This is a genomic window from Tenacibaculum sp. nBUS_03 (genome assembly GCF_051201695.1).
Lineage (GTDB): Bacteria > Bacteroidota > Bacteroidia > Flavobacteriales > Flavobacteriaceae > Polaribacter.
Genome location: NZ_CP179214.1, coordinates 880,971 through 900,415, shown reverse-complemented (window position 1 = coordinate 900,415; position 19,445 = coordinate 880,971). Strand labels below are relative to the sequence as shown.

The window sequence follows — 19,445 nt, the reverse complement described above, 5'->3', positions numbered from 1 at the left end:
AAGAATTCAATACTTTTAGTATTATGAATGAAATTCTTCAAATATCAGATACGTTTATTGAACAAAACACAGTGTTTTTAGAATTAGTAAACGAGTTAAAAAAAATGTTTTCTAATAATGAGGTTTTGGTTCCTATGAGGCACCATCATGACTTTCCAAATCCAGAACTTAAATCAGATTCAACCTTATTATTAATGCCTGCGTGGAATCCAAGTAAAAATGCAGGTGTTAAAATAGTAACTGTAAGTCCTGAAAATAGTCAGTTTAATATGCCGTCTATACAAGGAACTTATATTTATTTGGATGCAATAAAAGGGAGTGTAAGAGCAATTATGGAAGCCAAGAGTTTGACAGTTAAAAGAACTGCCGCTGCTTCAGCTTTAGCGTCATCATTTCTTTCAAAACCAGAGTCTAAAAGTTTATTAATGATAGGTACTGGTGCATTATCAGTGAATTTGATTAAAGCACATGCATCGGTACGCCCTATTGAAAGGGTCTATGTTTGGGGGCGTACTTATGAAAAAGCAGTAACAATTTGCAAACAATTAAGTGGAGAAACTTTCACTAGCATTCCTATTAACAATATTAAAGATAAAATTTCAGAAGTTGATATTATATCTAGTGCAACATTATCACCTTCCCCTTTAATATTTGGAAGCTACTTGAAAGAGGGACAGCATATAGATTTAGTAGGATCTTATAAAAAGGATACAAGAGAAGCAGATGATGAAGCAGTTAAAAAAGCATCAATTTTTGTAGACACTTATCAAGGTGGATTAAAAGAAAGCGGTGATATATTAATTCCTTTAAAAAATGGTATTTTAAAAGAAGAAGAGGTTAAGGCCGACCTATTTGAGTTATGTTCTAATAAAAAACAAGGTAGAGCGTCCTCAAAAGAAATTACTTTTTTCAAATCAGTAGGTCATGCGTTGGAAGATTTAACAGCAGCTAATTATTATTATGAAAAATATACTAATGAATAAAACATATCAAAATATTTTAAAAAATACTGAATTTATAGTGCCAGAAAATTGGTTGCAAATTAAAACTATAGATATGCATACAGGTGGTGAACCTTTGCGGGTTATTGTAGATGGTTTTCCTAAATTGAAAGGAAAAAATGTATTAGAATATAGGCGTTATTGTAAAGATAATTATGATTATTTACGAACAGCATTGATGTTTGAACCACGAGGACATGCCGATATGTATGGTTGTATTTTGTTGCCTCCAAATGATGGTGATGGAGATTTTGGAGTGATTTTTTTACATAATGAAGGATATTCTACTATGTGCGGTCATGCAATTATTGCTATCTCAACATTAGCAATAGAGATGAATTGGATTTTGGTAAAAGAAGGAGATAATATTTTAAAAATAGACGCTCCATGCGGAAGAATAACATCTTATGCAAATGTTAAAAATGGAAAAGTTACTGGAGTGCGCTTTCATTGTGTTCCAAGCTTTGTTGTTGGTTTGGATAAAGAGGTAGTTATTGATGGTGTTGGATCTGTGATATATGATTTAGCATACGGAGGTGCATTTTATGCTTATGTTGATATGGCTAAAAATAATTTTGATTTTGATTTAACCTCAAATTCTTACAGTAAATTAATAGCAAAAGGTATGGAAATTAAACATGCTGTAATGGAAGTTGATAAACAAATTTTGCATCCTTTTGAAAACGATTTAAGCTTCTTATATGGAACAATTTTTATAGATAATACAATACAATCTTCTGGGGCTGATAGCAAAAATGTTTGCGTTTTTGCTGAAGGTGAAGTAGATCGATGTCCTACAGGTTCAGGGGTATCAGGAAGAATGGCAATACATAAAAAAAGAAAAGAAATTAATTATGGAGAGACTATGAGTATTGAAAGTATAACAGGCTCAGTTTTTAAAGGATCAGTAATATCAGAAGTAAATTTTGGGCCATTCGATGCGGTAATACCGCAGGTAGAGGGAACTGCTTACATAACCGGAAAGCAAAATTTTATTATTAATCCAGAAGACCCTATGAAAAAAGGATTTGTTTTTAGATAGTTTTTCTCGGTGTCTTACTGTTTTTAAAACAAGTGCATGTATTTTGATGAAATACATTTTAAATTAAAAATCAGTAGTTTCTTACTATTGGTTTTGTGTTTAATATATTCGTAAGGTAATTATTTATATTATGAATAAAGAAGTTACAGACAAACATAAACAAATTGTAAAGTCAAACACGAAAAGACTATGAATTACACAAACATAAAAATCAGCAAAATAGAAGCTGAGAGAATTTTATTAGAACTTTTTGATATAGTAGGCAAAGCATCTGAGTTACCAGGAGAAATTGATTTTAATTTTAGAATAAAAATTGAAAATGAAGAAGGATATATTTTAAAAGTATCTCGTTTAGGTGAAGATAAAAGATATTTAGATTTTCAGCAATCGTTATTACGTTTTATAGAAAAAAGAGGGGCAGAATTCGTTGCGCCCAAAGTAATTAATGACAAAAAAGGAAGAGTTGTTTCTGAAATTATTGATGAGTATGGAAATAGGCGAAGTGTTCGATTGTTAACATGGGTTTCAGGTAGGCTATTGAGTAATGTTAATCCTCAGTTAGATGATTTACGGTATAGTTTGGGGAAACAGTGCGGTAAATTAACTAAAGCTTTACAAGGTTTTGATCATTCAGAAGCTCATCGAAATTTCGAGTGGGATGTAGCTCAGTCTTTGTGGACAAAAAAATATCTTTCCTTATTTTCTTCTGAAGAAAAGAAAATACTATCTTTTTTTCAAGAACGATTTGAAAACAATAAAAAATCATATGACTTACTTAGAAAAGCTGTAGTACATAATGATGCAAATGATAATAATATCATTGTTTCAGAAAATTTAGTAGCTCCAAAAGTAGAAGCTGCAATTGATTATGGAGATGCCATTTATACACAAGTTATAAATGATTTGGCGATTACTTGTGCCTATGCGATTATGCATCATAATAACCCTTTAGAAGCATCTCTGTCTATAATAAAAGGATATCATCTCGAATTCCCTTTAGAAGAAATAGAATTAAAACACTTATATAATGCCATTGCCATGCGATTAGTAATATCTGTTACTAAATCGGCTATTAATAAGGAAAAAGAACCGGATAATACTTATTTGTTAATCTCTGAAAAACCAGCTTGGGAGGTTTTAAAAAAATGGAAAGGTATTTCAGCAGAATTTTCAGAATATTCATTTAGAGAAGCTTGTGGGTATAAAGCTCATCCTAATCAAGAAGCGTTTGAAAAGTGGGTGGAAGAAGAAGAAATAAAATTCTCGGATGTATTTCCTACAATAAAAAAAGAAACTATTTATCCGTTAGACTTAAGTGTGGAAAGTTTATGGTTAGGGCATAGTTCAGAGTTTAATGATTTAGAACTGTTTCAATTTAAAATAGATCAATTACAAAAACGTCAACAAGAAAAATTAATAGCAGGAGGCTACTTAGAAGCTAGATTGTTATATACTTCGGAAGATTTTAGTGTTATAGGAAATAATGGAAGAGAAGATAGAACAATTCATTTAGGAATTGATTTTTGGTTACCTTCAAAAACACCTGTGCATGTTCCTGTAGAAGGTGTAATTGTTACTGTTACAAACAATAATAAATTTAAAGAATATGGTGGGTTAATTATAGTAAAACATAAAGAAAATAATATAGAATTTTATACTTTGTATGGCCATTTATCAATGGATAGTTTGAAAGGGGCAAAAGTTGGTGATAGGCTAAAAAAAGGAGACTGTGTAGGTTTTTTAGGAAATCCTGATGAAAATGGAAGCTGGGCTTCACATTTACACTTTCAGGTATTATTATCGACATTGCATTTTAAAAATGATTTCCCAGGTGTTGCTTTACATTCAGAGATTGAAGTTTGGAAAAGTATATGCCCTAATCCAAATTTATTGTTTAAATCAGAAGAATTAAATAATTTACGAAATAAGAGCAATAAAGAAATAATTCAGTATAGAAAAAAACACTTAGGAAAAAGCCTTAGCTTACAATATAAAGTGCCTGTAAAAATGGTTAGAGGTCAAGGAATATATTTAGTTGATCAGTTTGGAAATAAATACATTGATACAGTCAATAACGTTGCGCATGTAGGTCATGAGCATGAGCATGTTGTGAAAGCAGGTCAACAACAAATGGCATTATTAAATACGAACTCTAGATATTTACATGAGAATATTAATCAACTAGCAAAAGAAATAATAGATACGTTACCAGAAGAACTAAATGTTTTGCATTTTGTGAATTCAGGTTCTGAAGCGAATGAGTTGGCAATTAGAATGGTAAAAGCAAATACTGGTCAGCGTGATATAATAGCTTCTGAAGTAGGCTACCATGGAAATGCAAACATGTGTATTGATATTTCATCTTATAAATTTGATGGTAAAGGAGGAGCTGGAGCACCTGAACATACACATGTTTTTCCACTACCAGATACTTTTAGGGGAAAGTATATTGATAAGGATGCTACTAATAAATATGCTAAGGAAGTTTTAAAACAGATAGTTAAAATAAAAGAAAAAGGTAGAAATGTAGGAGCTTTTATAATTGAACCTATTATTTCTTGTGGAGGACAAGTAGAATTACCTGAAGGTTTTTTAGCTAAGGTATACGAATATGTTAGAAATGAAGGTGGTCTATGCATATCTGATGAGGTACAAACTGGTTGTGGTCGGATGGGGAAAACATTTTGGGGATTCCAGCTACATAATGTAATTCCAGATATTGTAACTATAGGTAAACCTTTAGGAAATGGACATCCAATAGCGGCTGTTGCTTGTACTCAAAAAGTAGCTGATAGATTTGCAAACGGAATGGAGTATTTCAATACATTTGGAGGGAACCCTGTATCATGTGCTGTTGGTAATGCGGTTTTAGAAACTGTAAGGAATGAAGGACTGCAAAAAAATGCTTTAGAAGTAGGGGATTACTTAAAAAAACAGTTGACAAAACTAGCAAAAGATCACCCGATTATAGGTGATGTTCGAGGGCAAGGTTTGTTTTTAGGGATAGAATTGGTTTCTAAAAACATGATACCTTTAACAGATCAAGCTTCATATTTAGCAAATAGAATGAAAGATCATAAAATTTTAATGAGTACTGATGGGGTAGATAATAATGTATTAAAAATAAAGCCTCCTATGGTATTTTCTAAAGAAAATGCGAATGAGTTAATGTTCTATTTAAGAAAAATTTTTGAGGAAGACTTTATGAGGGTGAAAAAATAGTGTAGCTTTATAAGATTGGGTAAAAATTTATGTTTAAAATAAATCTTTTTCCTATTTTAGAAACCTTATTATCATGAAAGTAAGAAGCACATGTACTATAAAGGGGATAGAAGCATGTTGAGTTTATAAATAAAGGTTAACAGAACTACTACACTATGAAATTATATTTTTTTTTCTTTTTTAGTGTTTTTTTGATTCTTAAAGTAAGATCTTAAGAAGAAGAAAAAAAAGAAGCTACAATATTAATAGGTTTAAATTATGGGAAATCTTTTGAGGACGAATTTCCTTTTAACAATCCTGATTATATGTATAGAAATCATTTTTTTAAAGTACAAATTAAGTATATCTTAAAGCAAAATAGAAATTTTAGTTATGAGTTACTTTTTGAACCTAGCTTATATTTTTCTGAACATCAGCTTTTAAATAAGTTTTTTGTAAAGCCAGGGCCTAATTATATTGAAAAAAGAGAAAGATTTACAAAAAGAAAACTATTTAATGAATATGCATTAAACATAGGTCTCATTGTAAGGTACAGATTACTAAATAATTTTAGTACTTATTTTTTAGGAAGTATTGGTCCAATGATTTCTGCAGGAGATACTGAAAGGTTGAAGAAAGGGTTTGCTTTTTCTGATATTTTTGGGATTGGTTTTTCTTACAAACAAAAAGCAATATTATTTGATTTTCGTATGACACTTAGACATAATTCTAATGCAAATCTTTATATCCCTAATATAGGTCACAATAGTATTGGTTTTGAAACAGGAATTTCATTTGAAATAAAATAAGAATTGCTACGAATAAGTTGGCATAATAGTGTTTTTTGAAGTTCTTATGCTTCTTCTATTTTTTTCTGTTTTTAAGCATTTTTTAAACTTTAAGTATACGTTGTTACCTAAATAAGTAACAAGAATAATAGTGATAAAAGAAGATTGGATATTTGCAGAGTATAAGTTGTTTTAAGAATAAGGAATTTTAGGTATTATAGTAGAAAAAATAGCATTGAAATTAATGGTAAACAAGTCAATATTTTTATTGACATTTTAAAACAAAATATTTAATTCTTAACAAGCTATAAAAGTGACTAAAGAAAAAATAATTACGAATATTTGTTACACCGAACTTGTTTACAGTAGAATAAATAAAAAGTTAAATAGTAAGCTGACAAAAAAAGAAATTCAATCTTATATTCTTGAAGTTATAGAGAACACTAATTCAAGTTTTTTTAGAAAAGAAGGAAAAAATTATTATATAACAAATATTGAAAGAAATATTTGCGTGACAGTAAATTCAAATACATTTAGAGTAATTACAGTTAACAGGATAACAAAGTAAGAAATGGCAGGAGAGAAAGATTTATTTAAATTAATCAAAGGAATGACTCCAGAATTAAATGATGGAGATTATGTTTTTACAACAGTAAAAGATGAAAATTTTATTAATAGGAAAGATACAATTTGTGAGTTTAAAGAAAAAGAGGGAACAACTATTGTTATTGAAAAAGAAAAAGCAGATAAATTAAAATTAAAGTATGATTATATAGCTTCGTGGATTACCCTTACCATTCATTCATCTCTTGATGCAGTTGGTTTAACAGCAATTTTTTCAACAGAATTGGCAAAAAATAATATTAGTTGTAATGTAATAGCAGGGTATCATCATGATCATATTTTTGTAGATAAAAAGAATTCTAACAAAGCAATTGAAGTTTTAATAAAACTTTCACAAGTAAAGACTGAAGCTAAAACTTTATATAAACTAGAATGAATACAATTATTTTACCAGATGATTTGAACTTGAATTCTTCCATATCTATATGTGCTTATGACTATAGTTCTAACAAGGAAATTTCTAAACAACAAATAGTATTAAATAAAAATACTTTTAGCTTTCTTCAAGAGGGGACAAAGGAGGTTTTTTTTGATGATTCTTCTTGTTCAATAAACAGTTCACAATTTTTATTAATGAAATCAGGACACTGTTTGATGACTGAAAAACTATCAAAGGTTTCTGAACATTATAGAAGTATATTGTTTTTCTTTTCTAATGAGGATATATTAAAATTTATAAGGAAATTTGAGTTTGATTTTGCAAATAAAGCTACTCTGTGTTCTGCATATTCATTTGATTATGACTCTTTTTTAAATAGATTTGTTGATAGTCTTACCGACATAACTAAACTATCAATCACTGTTCAACAAAAAATGTTAAAGTTGAAGTTTGAAGAAATATTACTCTATCTTATTGATCTTAAAGGAGAAAGTTTTTTACAATCTTTAGTCTACGAGATTGATAATCAAAACCAAAAATTTATTCAAACAATCGAGAGGAATAAGTTAAATAAGCTAACGATTAAAGAGCTTTCTTTTTTATCAAATATGAGTGTTTCGAGTTTTAAAAGAGAATTTGAAAAATATTACCATACCTCACCTAGTAAATGGTTTCAGGATAAAAGACTTCAACATGCCGCTTTCTTACTAAAAAACAAATCTAAAAGGCCAACGGAAATTTTTGCAGAGGTTGGTTATGAGAGTTTATCTAGTTTCATTCAAGCTTTTAAAGGGAAATATGGAGTAACCCCAAAACAATATTAATTAATTTGAACCTTTAACAATACTTTTTGAACCAAATTATAGGTAATTTTTAGTATTATTACTCATAATTTTGTAGCTATAATTAAAAACCAATTTTATGAAAAAAATAAATTTTATTTTAATAGTATTACTTACATTAAGTACAGCTAGTTTTTCTCAAAATACATTTACGTTAACAAGTCAAGATTTAGGAGGCGAGTCAACAAAAAAAGAAGAATTTAATGGTTTCGGGTGTGTAGGGAAAAACCAATCTCCTCAACTATCATGGAAAAATGCTCCTGAAGGAACAAAAAGTTTTGCCGTAACTATGTATGACCCTGATGCCCCTACAGGAAGTGGATGGTGGCATTGGCTCGTGTTTGATATTCCTAGTTCCACCAATGAATTAGTTTCAGGAGCTGGTAATCTAAAGTTAAAACTTACTCCAAAGGGAGTGGTTCAAAGTGTTACTGATTATGGTGTAGGTGGATATGGAGGTCCTTGTCCTCCTGAAGGCCATGGTACACATCAATACATAATTACTGTATATGCTTTAAAAACCGAATCATTGGGGTTGACTGAAAATACCAATCCGGCTGTAGTGGGTTATTATTTATGGAATAATTCGTTAGCTAAAGCTAGTATAATTACTTATTATAAAAGAGATAAGAAGTAAAGTAAATTTTTAATTTCTTCTAAAATAAAATCAGCCTTTAAAGGCTGATTTTATTAGTTATATAGTTTTACACTTATCTTGTAACCATTGTTTTTCCTTTTCATTTAAAAAGGGAGATAGTTTGTTTAACACTATTTGATGGTAGTTATTTAACCAATTAATTTCAAAAGTACTTAATTCTTCATAATTTAATAAGTTGGTATCTATATAGCATAATGTTAAAGCTTCAAAGCCTAAAAATTTCCCAAACGTTGTTTCGTTAACAATTTTTGAAACAACAATATTTTCTGTTCTAATACCAAATTCACCAACTACATAACAACCAGGTTCAATTGTGGTTAGTTGGTTTGGTAAATGTGGGGCAGTACCTCTTTCTGTGGTTGCTCCTGTTGCAAAACCCTGCGCAGGTTCATGTACCATACCAAAACTACCAATGCCATGCCCTGTACCATGTGGATAATCTAATCCGTTTTTCCATAAATGAACTCGAGCAAAAGCATCTATCTGAGCTCCACTAGTACCTGTTGGAAATTGTAATTGTTCTAATTCAATATATCCTTTTAAAACACTAGTATAAGCTGTTTTTAATTTTGTAGCTGGAGTACCACCCAGCCAAACGGTACGAGTAATATCTGTAGTTCCATTCTTATATTGTGCTCCGCTATCAACTAATAAAATTCCTTCATTTGAAACTTGAGCAGAGTTTTCTTCAGGAGCGGTATAATGTATGATTGCACCATTTCCTTTATACCCAACAATTGCTGGGAAAGATTCTCCAGTATAATATTCTTGTTGTTGCCTGAAACTATCTAATTTTCTCCCTATTTCATATTCTGAAATTGTTTTAGTTGCCAATTCTTTTTCTAACCATATGAAGAATTTTGTTAGCGCAACTCCATCTTTAATCATACAATCTCTAGAGCCAGCAATTTCCGTTTCATTTTTAATTGCTTTTAACCTTTTTACTAAAGATTTTTGATAAATAAAACTACCATTAACGGCTTCAAAGCAGGCATAGTTTAAACTTGAAGCATCGGTGACAATTTTTTTTCCAGATGTTATTCCAGGGAGTGTGGATGCTATTGAATTGTAATCTTTAATGCTAATATTTAGTTTTTCAAAAACGGCAATTACATTCTCATTAAAACGATTTGTATTACAGAATAAAATGGTTCTTTCAAGACCTACAAGAGCATATGCTGTAACCAATGGTGTAAAATCAACATCACTAGAGCGAATATTGAATAACCAAGCTATTTCATCCAAAGAAGAGAATAAGTAAAAATTAGCTTCTTGCTTTTGAATTTCAGCTTGAACTTTTGCTAGTTTAGAAGCTGTAGCTTCTCCCGAAAACTCTAATGGATGAATGGTAACTTCAAAGTTTGGTAAATTGGGTCTATCGGTCCATATTTCTTTAGCAAAATGAGGTTCATTTTGTAGTTTTATATTCTTAGGTTTTGTAAAACTTAGAATATAATCGATTTGCGATTTTGAAAATTGTCTATAATCTACACCAATAGTTGCATTTTTTTCAAAAGAATCACATAACCAAGCTACATGTTCTGGAGCATGAGGAATTGATTGTTTGAAAAGTGTAACTTCAGAATCTTTACATTCATCTTCAAACTGCAAAAAATAACGGGAATCTGTCCACAAAGCAGCAACGTTTTGTGTTACTACTAAAATTCCAGCCGATCCAGTGAAACCAGAAAAATAGGCTCTTAATTTCCAGTGATCCGCTACATATTCTGACTGATGTGGGTCGGTAGAGGGTATAATAAAGGCATCTAAATTTTTAGATGCCATATAATTTCTTAGTGCTTGTAATCTTTCAGCAATCATGTAGTTTGTATTAAGAAAACATTTTAGCTACTTTCTCTGCTTTTCTACTTTCACTGTAATCGTAAAAGCCTTCACCAGATTTAACTCCAAGTTTTCCAGCCATTACCATATTTACTAATAATGGACAAGGAGCGTACTTTGGATTTTTGAACCCGTCATACATCACGTTTAAAATAGACAAGCACACATCTAATCCAATAAAGTCAGCTAATTGTAAAGGGCCCATTGGGTGAGCCATTCCTAATTTCATAACAGTATCTATTTCAGCAACACCAGCAACACCATTATACAATGTTTCAATAGACTCATTAATCATCGGCATTAAAATTCGGTTTGCAACAAAACCTGGATAGTCATTTACTTCAACAGGAACTTTATTAATTTTTTTTGTTAAATCAACAATAGTTTCCATAACTTCATTAGTTGTATTATATCCTCTTATAATCTCAACCAACTTCATAATCGGAACAGGGTTCATAAAGTGCATACCAATTACTTTTTCTGGTCTATTAGTAACAGCAGCTATTTGTGTAATAGAAATAGAAGAAGTGTTAGTCGCTAAAATAGTATCAGAACCACAAGCAGCATCAATGTCTTTAAAAATTTTTAACTTTAAATCAACATTTTCAGTGGCAGCTTCAACTACTAAATCAACATTTTTAACACCATCTTGAATACTTGTAAAAGTGCTAATGTTGTTTAATGTATTATTTTTTTCATTTTCTGATATTTTTTCTTTAGCCAACATTCTATCTAAATTCTTAGTAATAGTTGCTAAACCTTTGTCTATAGCTGTTTGAGAAATATCAATTAATTGTACATTATATCCAAATTGCGCAAAAGTATGTGCAATTCCATTTCCCATTGTTCCAGCTCCAATTACGGCTATGTTTTTCATGTGTTGTAGTTTGTTTTTATTCAGTTGAATAATTTATTGTTATTTCTTTTGTTTGTTTTGATAGTTTTTAATTGGAAAGTGAATTAGAAGCAATCAATAATCATTTGCGCTACACGTAAAGCTTCAGTACCTTGACGTAAAGAAACAATAGGGGTAGTGTTATTGTTAATAGCATCAGCAAAAGATTCTAATTCGTCTAAAATTGCATTATTTTCCGCTACTTCAGGATTGTCAAAGTAAATTTGTTTTTTTACACCTTCAGCATTTTGTAAAATCATAGCAAATTCATCAGGTTGTTCTGGTACGTCTTTCATTCGTACTACTTCAGATTTTTTCTCTAAAAAGTTAACAGAAATATAGGCATCTTTCTGAAAAAATCGTGATTTACGCATGTGTTTCATAGAAATGCGACTAGCAGTTAAATTAGCAACACATCCATTTTCAAATTCAATACGAGCATTAGCTATATCAGGAGTTTCAGAAATTACAGAGACCCCACTCGCATGAACATTTTTTACTTTTGATTTTACAACTGATAAAATTATGTCAATATCATGAATCATTAGATCTAAAACAACAGGAACATCGGTACCTCTTGGATTAAATTCAGCCAACCTATGAGTTTCAATAAACATTGGAGTATCAATCATGTCTTTTACAGCAGTAAAAGCTGGGTTGAAACGTTCAACATGGCCTACTTGACCTTTTACATGGAATTGACTAGCTAATGTTCTTATAGATTCAGCTTCTAATATTGTATTGGTTATTGGTTTTTCAATAAAAACATGTTTTCCCTTTTGAATAGCTTGTCGTGCGCAATCAAAATGTGAAAGGGTGGGGGTCACAATATCTACAACATCTACAGCGTCTATAAGTTCGGTTATAGAGTTAAATAAGGTATACCCAAATTCTTTAGCAACTTTTTGTGCGTTTTCAGTAAATGGATCATAAAACCCAACTAATTCATATTTCTTTGATTGTTGTAATAAACGCAAGTGTATTTTACCTAAATGACCTGCTCCTAAAACTCCAGCTTTTAACATATTTTATATTTATTTTTATTACTTAGAATATAAAAACAATCTTTTTAACAATTATTTTTAAGGGTTGTTTCCTCGTAATGAAAGTGTTATTTTTAGTTAGTGATTTTTAGAAAAAAATCAACGCTAACAAAGATACACTTTTAAAGATATTTATTACTATTTTTAGCCCACTGAAATCAGGATATTAGTGAGAGATACTACCAAACACCAAGGACTTAGAAACCAATTAGCAAACGTTTTAGAAGCAAAAGGGATTACTGATGAAAAAGTTTTAAAAGCTGTACGTAAAATTCCTAGGCACTTATTTATAGATAGTAGTTTTGAGGCACATGCCTATCAAGATAAAGCTTTTCCAATAGCTGCTGAACAAACTATTTCGCATCCGTACACAGTTGCTTTTCAATCGCAAACGTTAGGGATTAAAGAGGGTGATAAAGTATTAGAAATAGGTACAGGATCTGGATATCAAACCGCTGTTTTATTAGAGTTAAAAGCTGAGGTGTATTCTATAGAACGCCAACATGAATTATTTAAAAAAACGTCTTTGTTTTTACCTAAATTGGGGTATAGACCAAAACGATTTATTTTTGGCGACGGTTATAAAGGGTTGCCTGAACAAGCACCTTTTGATAAAATTATTGTGACAGCTGGAGCACCTTTTGTTCCCAAAGCTTTATTAGGTCAAATTAAAGTAGGAGGAATGTTATTAATACCTGTTGGTGATACTGAACAAATAATGACTTTGTTTATTCGAAAATCTCCTAAAGAGTTTGAAAAACATGAGCTCGGAGATTTTAAGTTTGTTCCAATGCTGAAGAAAAAGAATTAAAATTCTCGAAAATCTTCATGTATTTTCTTTTCGTGTATTGTTAGGTTCTCAATAATGTCTAAATAAGAGATTCGTACTGAATTTGATTTAACATAAAAAAGTTCTTTATGACCGAAACTAAATAAAGGAATATACAAAGAAACTTCTGTTGAATCTGTTGATATTAAATCATTTCTTTTAAAAACTTTGAATTTTTTCTTGCGATTGGTTAATAATAAAGGTTTATTATAAATTAGATCTTTGACTGTATTATGACTTGAATTATATTGATGCACGCCACTCCAATAAATTGAATTTACGAACTCTTTGTATGATTTTTTTATTTCAAAGGATTCTAAAGGGTTGATAGAAAATTCTCCCGCTACACATTCAAGACCGTGTTCATATTCATTATTGTATTGTGGAAAATTAAATTTATTTCTTAAATGTAAAAAGAAGATTGAATCATTAACTTCATATAATAGTTTGTCATATCTATAAGTCCAAACAAAATAAGAATCTAAACTTCTATTTTTAAAATTTATTTGAAAGGAGTTGCCTTTTTTTCAATAGAAAGAGAGCAGTTTTTATTTTTAACTTCATTTACATTCCTTGTATTTTCTTTATAAAATGAATATATAATTGCTGATGTGAAATACCCTCGCAGTATATACAGGTCTGTTAAATAAAAAGTCAAAAATAGTAATAGAGTTGTAAGTACAATTTTTTTTAATGTCTTTTTCATAAAGTGAAAATAAAACTAAAAACAAAAAAATCCGCTTAAAAAGCGGATTTATTGAATTTGAATAAAGAAATCAACTATTCGGCAGTTGCTTCTGTAACAACAACCTCTTGTTGATGAGAGTTTTGTTTCGTTTGTTCAGTTTTAGCTAAGCCACATGGACTAGTGCTACCACAAGAAGTAAAACCTAATAAGCTAACTATACAAATTGCAATAAATACTACTTTTTTCATTTTTAATATTTTAAAAATCAAAGATACATATTTTTGATTAATTTACCAGAATCTTCTTTCGTTTCAATAACGTTAAAAGCTACCATTTTATTTTGTATACGTGTAATTAAGTTTTTTGAAACAGGTTTTCCGTCATTCCATTCAGTTATAGATAGCCATTCTTTAATGTCATCTTTCTGTTGTTCATATCTAATAGCTAAAGTTTCATCGATGTTAGGGATGTTTTTAAAATCTTCAGTACAAGAATTTAAGATATTTAAAACTTTTTTTACTTCTTCAAAATTATTCTTTAAAATTTCATCACGAACAGCAATAACAAAACAAGGCCAAGGTGTTGGACAATCTCCTAAGCGTCTAAAAATATTCCTATCAACCAAAGGTTTTGTGGTAAAATGTTCCCACATAAAATAATCGGCATCTCCATTGGTTAAGGCATCAATTCCTCCTTGTAAGTTTCCAACTACTTTAAATTTTAATGTATTAATATCCCATCCATTATTATGTGCATTAACAATAGCCATTAAATGCGAGCCTGACCCAAAACGACTTATAGCAACGGTGGCGTGTTCTAAATCTTTAATTTTTTTAAACTTAGAATTCGCTCCAACATGAATTCCCCATATTAAGGGACTTTTTACATAAGTTTGAGTGATTTTTGAAGGATTACCATTTATAATGTCCTTAATAATTCCTTCAGTAAGTACAATTGCAATATCAACTTCTCCAGAACGTAAAGCTTTACACATTTCTCCTGTACCGCCTGGGAAATCTTTCCAACGCAAATTTATATTGTGTTTTGTATATTCTTTATTTTTTAATGTAACATACCAAGGGTAATTAAAATGTTCAGGTACACCACCAACTTTTAAATTAAGCATTTACTCTACTAATTTATTTAAAGTATAGATAATTAAATCTTCAATTGTTTGTTTAGGATTTTCACTAAAGGTACCGTTAGCTCTATTTGCAATAATTGCATTCATAGAAACAGCATTATGTCCTAATAATTTTGACAAGCCATAGATTGCAGAGGTTTCCATTTCTAAGTTTGTAATCCTGTTATTGTTATGTTTAAAGCTATCAATTTTAGCATTTAAATTAACGTCTTGTAAGTTAAGCCTAAGAATTCTACCTTGAGGACCATAAAAACCTCCCGCAGTTGCAGTGATTCCTTTATAAATAGAATCAGAATATAATTTTTGTTCTAATGACTTTCCATTTTCAATAACAATAGGTCTTGCCTTTTTATCAGACCAGTTGGTATGATTGATAAAAGCATTTTCTATATCAGGTATTGAAATTTGATCAATTTGATAGGAATGTAACATTCCATTTAAATCCAAAGCATGGGAGCTGAGTAAAATACTATCAACAGGGATATCATTTTGTAAAGATCCTGAAGTTCCTATTCTAGTAATATTCAAAGAAGTATGTTCTTTTTTTATTTGACGTGTTTCTAAATCAATATTAACGATAGCGTCTAATTCATTTAAAACAATATCGATATTATCAGGACCAATACCTGTTGAAATAACAGTTAGACGTTTGTTTTTATATGTTCCCGTAGTTGTTTTAAATTCCCGTTTTTGAGTAGTGAATTCAATACTGTCAAAATGCTTTGTTACTTTATCTACTCTATATTGATCACCAACAAAAATGATATCAGTAGCAATATGTTCAGGTCTTAAATTTAAGTGATAAATACTTCCGTCTGAATTTAAAATTAGTTCAGAATGTTGTATGCTCATTTATGATGTTATTTTTAATAGCTTATTAGTATTGTTAATATACAGGTAGCTATATTTTTTAGAACCGCCAAGATACGAAAAATCGGAACGTATTTGACCATAGTAATTTACTTGATCATCTAATACTTTTTTTCCCATTTTACTTAGTTTGACAGGGTCAAATGAAGTGAACAATTTTTTTAATTGCTGCAGTTTGTTAAAGTATTGGTTATCAGTGAAACCGTAAACTTCTTGCGAGGCTAAAATTGAGTCAACTAATTCATTTTTATTTTTAAAATGTTGCTGATTTGCAGTTTTTAAAATTGAGTTTTCTATTTTATTTAATCCATTTTTAATTGATGGGAATCTTTGAATGTGCTCTTTAATGGCAACTTCAAGATATACAAAAGGAGAACTTGAATTGAGTTGATGAATATTTTCTAAGCGAAGTGGACTGTCAGAGCAATATAGTTGCCAAATATAATCAGCATACTCAATATCATCTTGAGTTAAAACTACTCTTTTGTTATAATGTTCTTGTAATTCATTGTGTGTTAATTCATTTAAACCAAATAGCCCTTTTTTACCTTCAATTTCACCACTACAAACTAATGATATTTTTCTTCCTTTTCTATAGCGTTTTAACCAACTAATAACAGCAAGCATGTTTACTTGGCAGAACAAATCATGTTCAAACCATAACACAATTTCATCTTGTTGTTTTTGGTTACAAAGATTCCTGTATTCTTTTAAAGTGTAATCAATAAAAGTCTGTTTTGAAACTTTGTAGGAAGATTTAAAAAAATCAAATCGAGTTTTCCAGAAACTCTCACTTCCAACATCGATAGATGTTTTTCCTTCACATAACATTTCACGCCATGTAATTATTGATCCATTAAAGTTTAGTTTTTTTAATACTTGAGTAGTATTGTCACCGTTAGTAATGTGTAATGTAGAAGATGCCATAATTATTGGGGATAATTGATACTATTTCTTAATAATATATAATAAACGTTTATTTTTTACCGTTATTATTAATTAAATGATTTTTAACACTTTGTAATGATATAACAAAAAATATAAAAAACAAAAATGCTGAGAAACTTTTTTTCTCAGCATTTTTGTTTACCCTCCAACTCTTTTTACCTTAAAGCCTTTGGTTGTTAAGATTTTCATTATTTCATCTCTGTAATCTCCTTGGATTATTATTTTGTCATCTTTGTAACTACCACCAACACTTAGCTTAGTTTTGATTTCTTTGGCTAGTTTTTTAAAGTCACTTGTAGCTCCATTGTAACCGTCTAATATTGTAATAGGCTTCCCTTTACGTTTTTCATACTTACAAAGTATAGGGTCTTCTTGTAACCAAATATCTGGTTTTTCTTCAACAGGCTTCTCTTCAAATTTATGGTCTGGAAAAAGGTTTTTAAGTTGATCTTGTATGTCCATTATTACTTTATTAATCCTAACTCACGTAAACGCTCGTTTAAAAAATCACCAGCTGTGATGTCTTCAAATTGTTTAGGGTTATTGTCATCAATACAATTGTCCAGAACATTTAATTTCATATCAGAAATAGGATGCATAAAAAATGGTATTGAGTAACGAGAAGTACCCCATAACTCTTTAGGTGGGTTTACCACACGATGAATGGTTGATTTTAGTTTATTATTACTATGGCGAGAAAGCATGTCACCAACATTTATCATTAGCTCGTTAGGTTCTGCAATAGCATCTATCCATTCACCTTTATGGTTTTGTACTTGTAACCCTTTTCCATGAGCCCCCATTAATAAGGTGATTAAATTAATATCACCATGAGCAGCAGCTCTAACAGCTCCTTTTGGTTCTTCTTGTATAGGAGGATAGTGTATTGGACGTAAAATACTGTTTCCGTTTTTGATGAATTGGTCAAAATAAGTTTCTTCAAGCCCTAAATGTAACGCCAATGATCGGAGTACATATTTAGCTGTTTTTTCAAGCATTTGATATGTTTTTTTTCCCACTTCATTAAAGTTAGGAAGCTCTTCTACATTTACATTTTTAGGATATTCATTTTCTAATTTCGGATTGTCTTCTACATATTGACCAAAATGCCAAAACTCTTTTAAATCTCCTTCTTTTTTTCCTTTGGCTGATTCTTTTCCAAAAGAAACATATCCTCTTTGTCCTCCAATTCCAGGTACTTCATATTTTTGTTTTGTTGCTACTGGTAGTTCAAAGAAATTTTTAATTTCTGAATACAAATCTTCAACCAATTTGTCATTTAAAAAATGTCCTTTTAGAGCTACAAAGCCAATATTTTCATAAGCGTGTCCTATTTCATCAATAAACTTTTGTTTACGAGTTTCATCGTTAGATAAAAAGTCTTCTAAATTTACGCTAGGGATTTTATTCATTGTTAATAAGTTTAACTTTTTTACTTTGTAAAGGTAGTAAAATCAAGCGTATGCTAATAAATTACTTATTAACAAAAGGTATTAAGTATGAAATTGTATAGTTAAAACCAAAACCAGTATTGTTTTCAAAAACTCTATTGAAACCAGGAGCATATAATGTTTTGAAATTCTTTTGATCATCAATACTTAGTAAAATTTTGTAAGAGAAACCAGCACTAAAGAATAAATTTTTAAAAGTCTCTACTTTTATTCCTAGTTGTACTTCAGCCCAATGAGCGGTTAACCCAGTTTCTGTAACTGGAGTTTTTATAGTATTTGCAGGAAAATAAGGAGTAGTTGTTCCATTAGTGACATTTGGAGTGTAACTATTTAGGGTTTGATCAAATAAAGCAAATCCATATCTAGTTCCAATATAAATTTCATTATTCATATCGAGCCAATTTTGATAAGCATTATAATTTGCACCAATCTTTATATAGCTTCCTTTGGCAGTAGAAGTAGTGAAATCTTCAAAGCTAATTTCTTTTTCATAACCTAATTCTGTGGCAACATACCATTTTTTTGTAATTCTATAATCACCTACAAGTTCTAGTCCGCTATAGCTTTTATCAACGAAAGACAGCGTGGGTTTACTTAAATCAACACCAATACGCAACCCATAGCCTGTTTTGTATACAATGGTGTCTTTTTCTACCGGTATTTGTTGTTTTTTTTGTGAGTAGGTATTGGTAAAAACAATAATTAAACAAAAACTAATGAAATACTTGTGCATGTGCTTTAATTTGATTGTTTATAACAGGTACATTTTGAGTAGACAAACTACTTATCCATGATGGATTAGAGCTTGTTAGGGTAACATTTTTATATATGAATCGATAACCACATGAACGTGAAATATATTCTTCTTCAGTAGTATAATTAATAGTTAAAGTAGCTATTTTATTATTTGCTTTTATATTATCTACATCATTCATCTTTAGGGTATATACCGTTTGGGTATTTAGTCCATTTAAAGGTATTGCAATTGAGTCTGTAGTACTATTTACAAAAAGGCTATCAGTTTTACCAACAGCAATTATAGAAAAGCGTTCTACACTTTTTTTCTTAGTAGTATCATCTTTGTCATGAAAGCGTAATATTAAATTAGGTGTTATTGGGTTTTGAGTACAGAAATCATCTTTTTCACAAGAAGTAAGTACCAAAAAGCCTATAATTATAATGTAGACGTATTTTTTCATT

The 19,445-nt window shown here is 30.1% G+C and carries 20 protein-coding genes; 9 read left to right on the top strand and 11 right to left on the bottom strand.

The window, feature by feature from the left end:
* Positions 1-23 precede the first annotated feature (23 nt).
* The 8 genes from ACMFBB_RS04115 to ACMFBB_RS04080 all read left to right on the top strand — a co-directional run bounded on the left by ACMFBB_RS04115 (position 24) and on the right by ACMFBB_RS04080 (position 8,514).
* Positions 24-983, top strand: coding sequence for an ornithine cyclodeaminase family protein (locus ACMFBB_RS04115; RefSeq protein ID WP_435263195.1), 960 nt, complete (start codon positions 24-26; stop codon positions 981-983).
* A complete protein-coding gene (locus tag ACMFBB_RS04110) occupies positions 976-2,043 on the top strand; it encodes a proline racemase family protein (protein WP_435263194.1) in 1,068 nt (355 codons plus the stop codon). Before ACMFBB_RS04115 ends, ACMFBB_RS04110 begins: the two co-directional genes overlap by 8 nt.
* Positions 2,044-2,232: 189 nt before the next feature.
* Positions 2,233-5,265, top strand: a complete 3,033-nt coding sequence (locus ACMFBB_RS04105) for an aminotransferase class III-fold pyridoxal phosphate-dependent enzyme (protein ID WP_435263193.1) — start codon at positions 2,233-2,235, stop codon at positions 5,263-5,265.
* Between the two features lie 305 nt (positions 5,266-5,570).
* On the top strand, positions 5,571-6,053 hold the full coding sequence (locus ACMFBB_RS04100; protein WP_435263192.1) for an acyloxyacyl hydrolase: 483 nt from the start codon (positions 5,571-5,573) through the stop codon (positions 6,051-6,053).
* Positions 6,054-6,345: 292 nt separating this feature from the next.
* Complete coding sequence (locus ACMFBB_RS04095) at positions 6,346-6,600, top strand: DUF3781 domain-containing protein (protein ID WP_435263191.1); 255 nt, start codon at positions 6,346-6,348, stop codon at positions 6,598-6,600.
* A gap of 3 nt (positions 6,601-6,603) precedes the next feature.
* Positions 6,604-7,032, top strand: coding sequence for an ACT domain-containing protein (locus ACMFBB_RS04090; RefSeq protein WP_435263190.1), 429 nt, complete (start codon positions 6,604-6,606; stop codon positions 7,030-7,032).
* Entirely contained in the window at positions 7,029-7,859 is an 831-nt protein-coding gene (locus ACMFBB_RS04085) for a helix-turn-helix transcriptional regulator (RefSeq protein WP_435263189.1), read from the top strand. Before ACMFBB_RS04090 ends, ACMFBB_RS04085 begins: the two co-directional genes overlap by 4 nt.
* A gap of 97 nt (positions 7,860-7,956) precedes the next feature.
* Positions 7,957-8,514, top strand: a complete 558-nt coding sequence (locus tag ACMFBB_RS04080; protein WP_435263188.1) for a YbhB/YbcL family Raf kinase inhibitor-like protein — start codon at positions 7,957-7,959, stop codon at positions 8,512-8,514.
* A gap of 57 nt (positions 8,515-8,571) precedes the next feature.
* Here the strand turns inward: ACMFBB_RS04080 and ACMFBB_RS04075 are convergent, their stop codons facing one another.
* The 3 genes from ACMFBB_RS04075 to ACMFBB_RS04065 form a co-directional block, all read right to left on the bottom strand.
* Entirely contained in the window at positions 8,572-10,356 is a 1,785-nt protein-coding gene (locus ACMFBB_RS04075) for an aminopeptidase P family protein (RefSeq protein ID WP_435263187.1), read from the bottom strand.
* A gap of 10 nt (positions 10,357-10,366) precedes the next feature.
* Complete coding sequence (locus ACMFBB_RS04070; RefSeq protein ID WP_435263186.1) at positions 10,367-11,254, bottom strand: 3-hydroxybutyryl-CoA dehydrogenase; 888 nt, start codon at positions 11,252-11,254, stop codon at positions 10,367-10,369.
* A gap of 83 nt (positions 11,255-11,337) precedes the next feature.
* A complete protein-coding gene (locus tag ACMFBB_RS04065; protein WP_435263185.1) occupies positions 11,338-12,297 on the bottom strand; it encodes a Gfo/Idh/MocA family protein in 960 nt (319 codons plus the stop codon).
* Positions 12,298-12,484: 187 nt separating this feature from the next.
* Between ACMFBB_RS04065 and ACMFBB_RS04060 the strand changes: the two genes are divergently transcribed.
* Positions 12,485-13,126 (top strand): protein-L-isoaspartate(D-aspartate) O-methyltransferase, encoded by a 642-nt coding sequence (locus tag ACMFBB_RS04060; RefSeq protein WP_435263184.1) that lies wholly within the window; start codon positions 12,485-12,487, stop codon positions 13,124-13,126.
* 798 nt (positions 13,127-13,924) lie between these two features.
* On the opposite strand, the gene ACMFBB_RS04055 is transcribed toward ACMFBB_RS04060, so the two are convergent.
* The 8 genes from ACMFBB_RS04055 to ACMFBB_RS04020 all read right to left on the bottom strand — a co-directional run bounded on the left by ACMFBB_RS04055 (position 13,925) and on the right by ACMFBB_RS04020 (position 19,444).
* The gene (locus ACMFBB_RS04055) at positions 13,925-14,080 is read right to left on the bottom strand and encodes a hypothetical protein (RefSeq protein WP_435263183.1); all 156 of its coding nucleotides are present in this window, start codon (positions 14,078-14,080) and stop codon (positions 13,925-13,927) included.
* 17 nt (positions 14,081-14,097) lie between these two features.
* Complete coding sequence (locus tag ACMFBB_RS04050) at positions 14,098-14,958, bottom strand: substrate-binding domain-containing protein (protein WP_435263182.1); 861 nt, start codon at positions 14,956-14,958, stop codon at positions 14,098-14,100.
* Positions 14,959-15,828, bottom strand: coding sequence for a nucleoside phosphorylase (locus tag ACMFBB_RS04045; protein WP_435263181.1), 870 nt, complete (start codon positions 15,826-15,828; stop codon positions 14,959-14,961). It abuts the gene before it with no gap.
* Positions 15,829-16,773, bottom strand: a complete 945-nt coding sequence (locus ACMFBB_RS04040) for a DUF1835 domain-containing protein (protein ID WP_435263180.1) — start codon at positions 16,771-16,773, stop codon at positions 15,829-15,831.
* A 159-nt stretch (positions 16,774-16,932) separates the two neighbouring features.
* On the bottom strand, positions 16,933-17,256 hold the full coding sequence (locus ACMFBB_RS04035; RefSeq protein WP_435263179.1) for a translation initiation factor: 324 nt from the start codon (positions 17,254-17,256) through the stop codon (positions 16,933-16,935).
* Between the two features lie 2 nt (positions 17,257-17,258).
* A complete protein-coding gene (locus ACMFBB_RS04030; protein WP_435263178.1) occupies positions 17,259-18,206 on the bottom strand; it encodes an isopenicillin N synthase family dioxygenase in 948 nt (315 codons plus the stop codon).
* A gap of 61 nt (positions 18,207-18,267) precedes the next feature.
* On the bottom strand, positions 18,268-18,978 hold the full coding sequence (locus ACMFBB_RS04025) for a DUF6048 family protein (protein WP_435263177.1): 711 nt from the start codon (positions 18,976-18,978) through the stop codon (positions 18,268-18,270).
* Positions 18,959-19,444 carry a DUF6452 family protein gene (locus tag ACMFBB_RS04020; RefSeq protein WP_435263176.1) on the bottom strand — a complete coding sequence of 162 codons (486 nt, stop codon included), beginning with the start codon at positions 19,442-19,444 and terminating at the stop codon, positions 18,959-18,961. Before ACMFBB_RS04020 ends, ACMFBB_RS04025 begins: the two co-directional genes overlap by 20 nt.
* Position 19,445: the final 1 nt, after the last annotated feature.

Bases quoted from the DNA above. Each gene is read 5' to 3' on its own strand.
- ACMFBB_RS04115 (WP_435263195.1), top strand. From the start codon at position 24: ATGAATGAAATTCTTCAAATATCAGATACGTTTATTGAACAAAACACA.
- ACMFBB_RS04110 (WP_435263194.1), top strand. From the start codon at position 976: ATGAATAAAACATATCAAAATATTTTAAAAAATACTGAATTTATAGTG.
- ACMFBB_RS04105 (WP_435263193.1), top strand. From the start codon at position 2,233: ATGAATTACACAAACATAAAAATCAGCAAAATAGAAGCTGAGAGAATT.
- ACMFBB_RS04100 (WP_435263192.1), top strand. From the start codon at position 5,571: ATGTATAGAAATCATTTTTTTAAAGTACAAATTAAGTATATCTTAAAG.
- ACMFBB_RS04090 (WP_435263190.1), top strand. From the start codon at position 6,604: ATGGCAGGAGAGAAAGATTTATTTAAATTAATCAAAGGAATGACTCCA.
- ACMFBB_RS04085 (WP_435263189.1), top strand. From the start codon at position 7,029: ATGAATACAATTATTTTACCAGATGATTTGAACTTGAATTCTTCCATA.
- ACMFBB_RS04080 (WP_435263188.1), top strand. From the start codon at position 7,957: ATGAAAAAAATAAATTTTATTTTAATAGTATTACTTACATTAAGTACA.
- ACMFBB_RS04075 (WP_435263187.1), bottom strand. From the start codon at position 10,356: ATGATTGCTGAAAGATTACAAGCACTAAGAAATTATATGGCATCTAAA.
- ACMFBB_RS04070 (WP_435263186.1), bottom strand. From the start codon at position 11,254: ATGAAAAACATAGCCGTAATTGGAGCTGGAACAATGGGAAATGGAATT.
- ACMFBB_RS04065 (WP_435263185.1), bottom strand. From the start codon at position 12,297: ATGTTAAAAGCTGGAGTTTTAGGAGCAGGTCATTTAGGTAAAATACAC.
- ACMFBB_RS04055 (WP_435263183.1), bottom strand. From the start codon at position 14,080: ATGAAAAAAGTAGTATTTATTGCAATTTGTATAGTTAGCTTATTAGGT.
- ACMFBB_RS04050 (WP_435263182.1), bottom strand. From the start codon at position 14,958: ATGCTTAATTTAAAAGTTGGTGGTGTACCTGAACATTTTAATTACCCT.
- ACMFBB_RS04045 (WP_435263181.1), bottom strand. From the start codon at position 15,828: ATGAGCATACAACATTCTGAACTAATTTTAAATTCAGACGGAAGTATT.
- ACMFBB_RS04040 (WP_435263180.1), bottom strand. From the start codon at position 16,773: ATGGCATCTTCTACATTACACATTACTAACGGTGACAATACTACTCAA.
- ACMFBB_RS04035 (WP_435263179.1), bottom strand. From the start codon at position 17,256: ATGGACATACAAGATCAACTTAAAAACCTTTTTCCAGACCATAAATTT.
- ACMFBB_RS04030 (WP_435263178.1), bottom strand. From the start codon at position 18,206: ATGAATAAAATCCCTAGCGTAAATTTAGAAGACTTTTTATCTAACGAT.
- ACMFBB_RS04025 (WP_435263177.1), bottom strand. From the start codon at position 18,978: ATGCACAAGTATTTCATTAGTTTTTGTTTAATTATTGTTTTTACCAAT.
- ACMFBB_RS04020 (WP_435263176.1), bottom strand. From the start codon at position 19,444: ATGAAAAAATACGTCTACATTATAATTATAGGCTTTTTGGTACTTACT.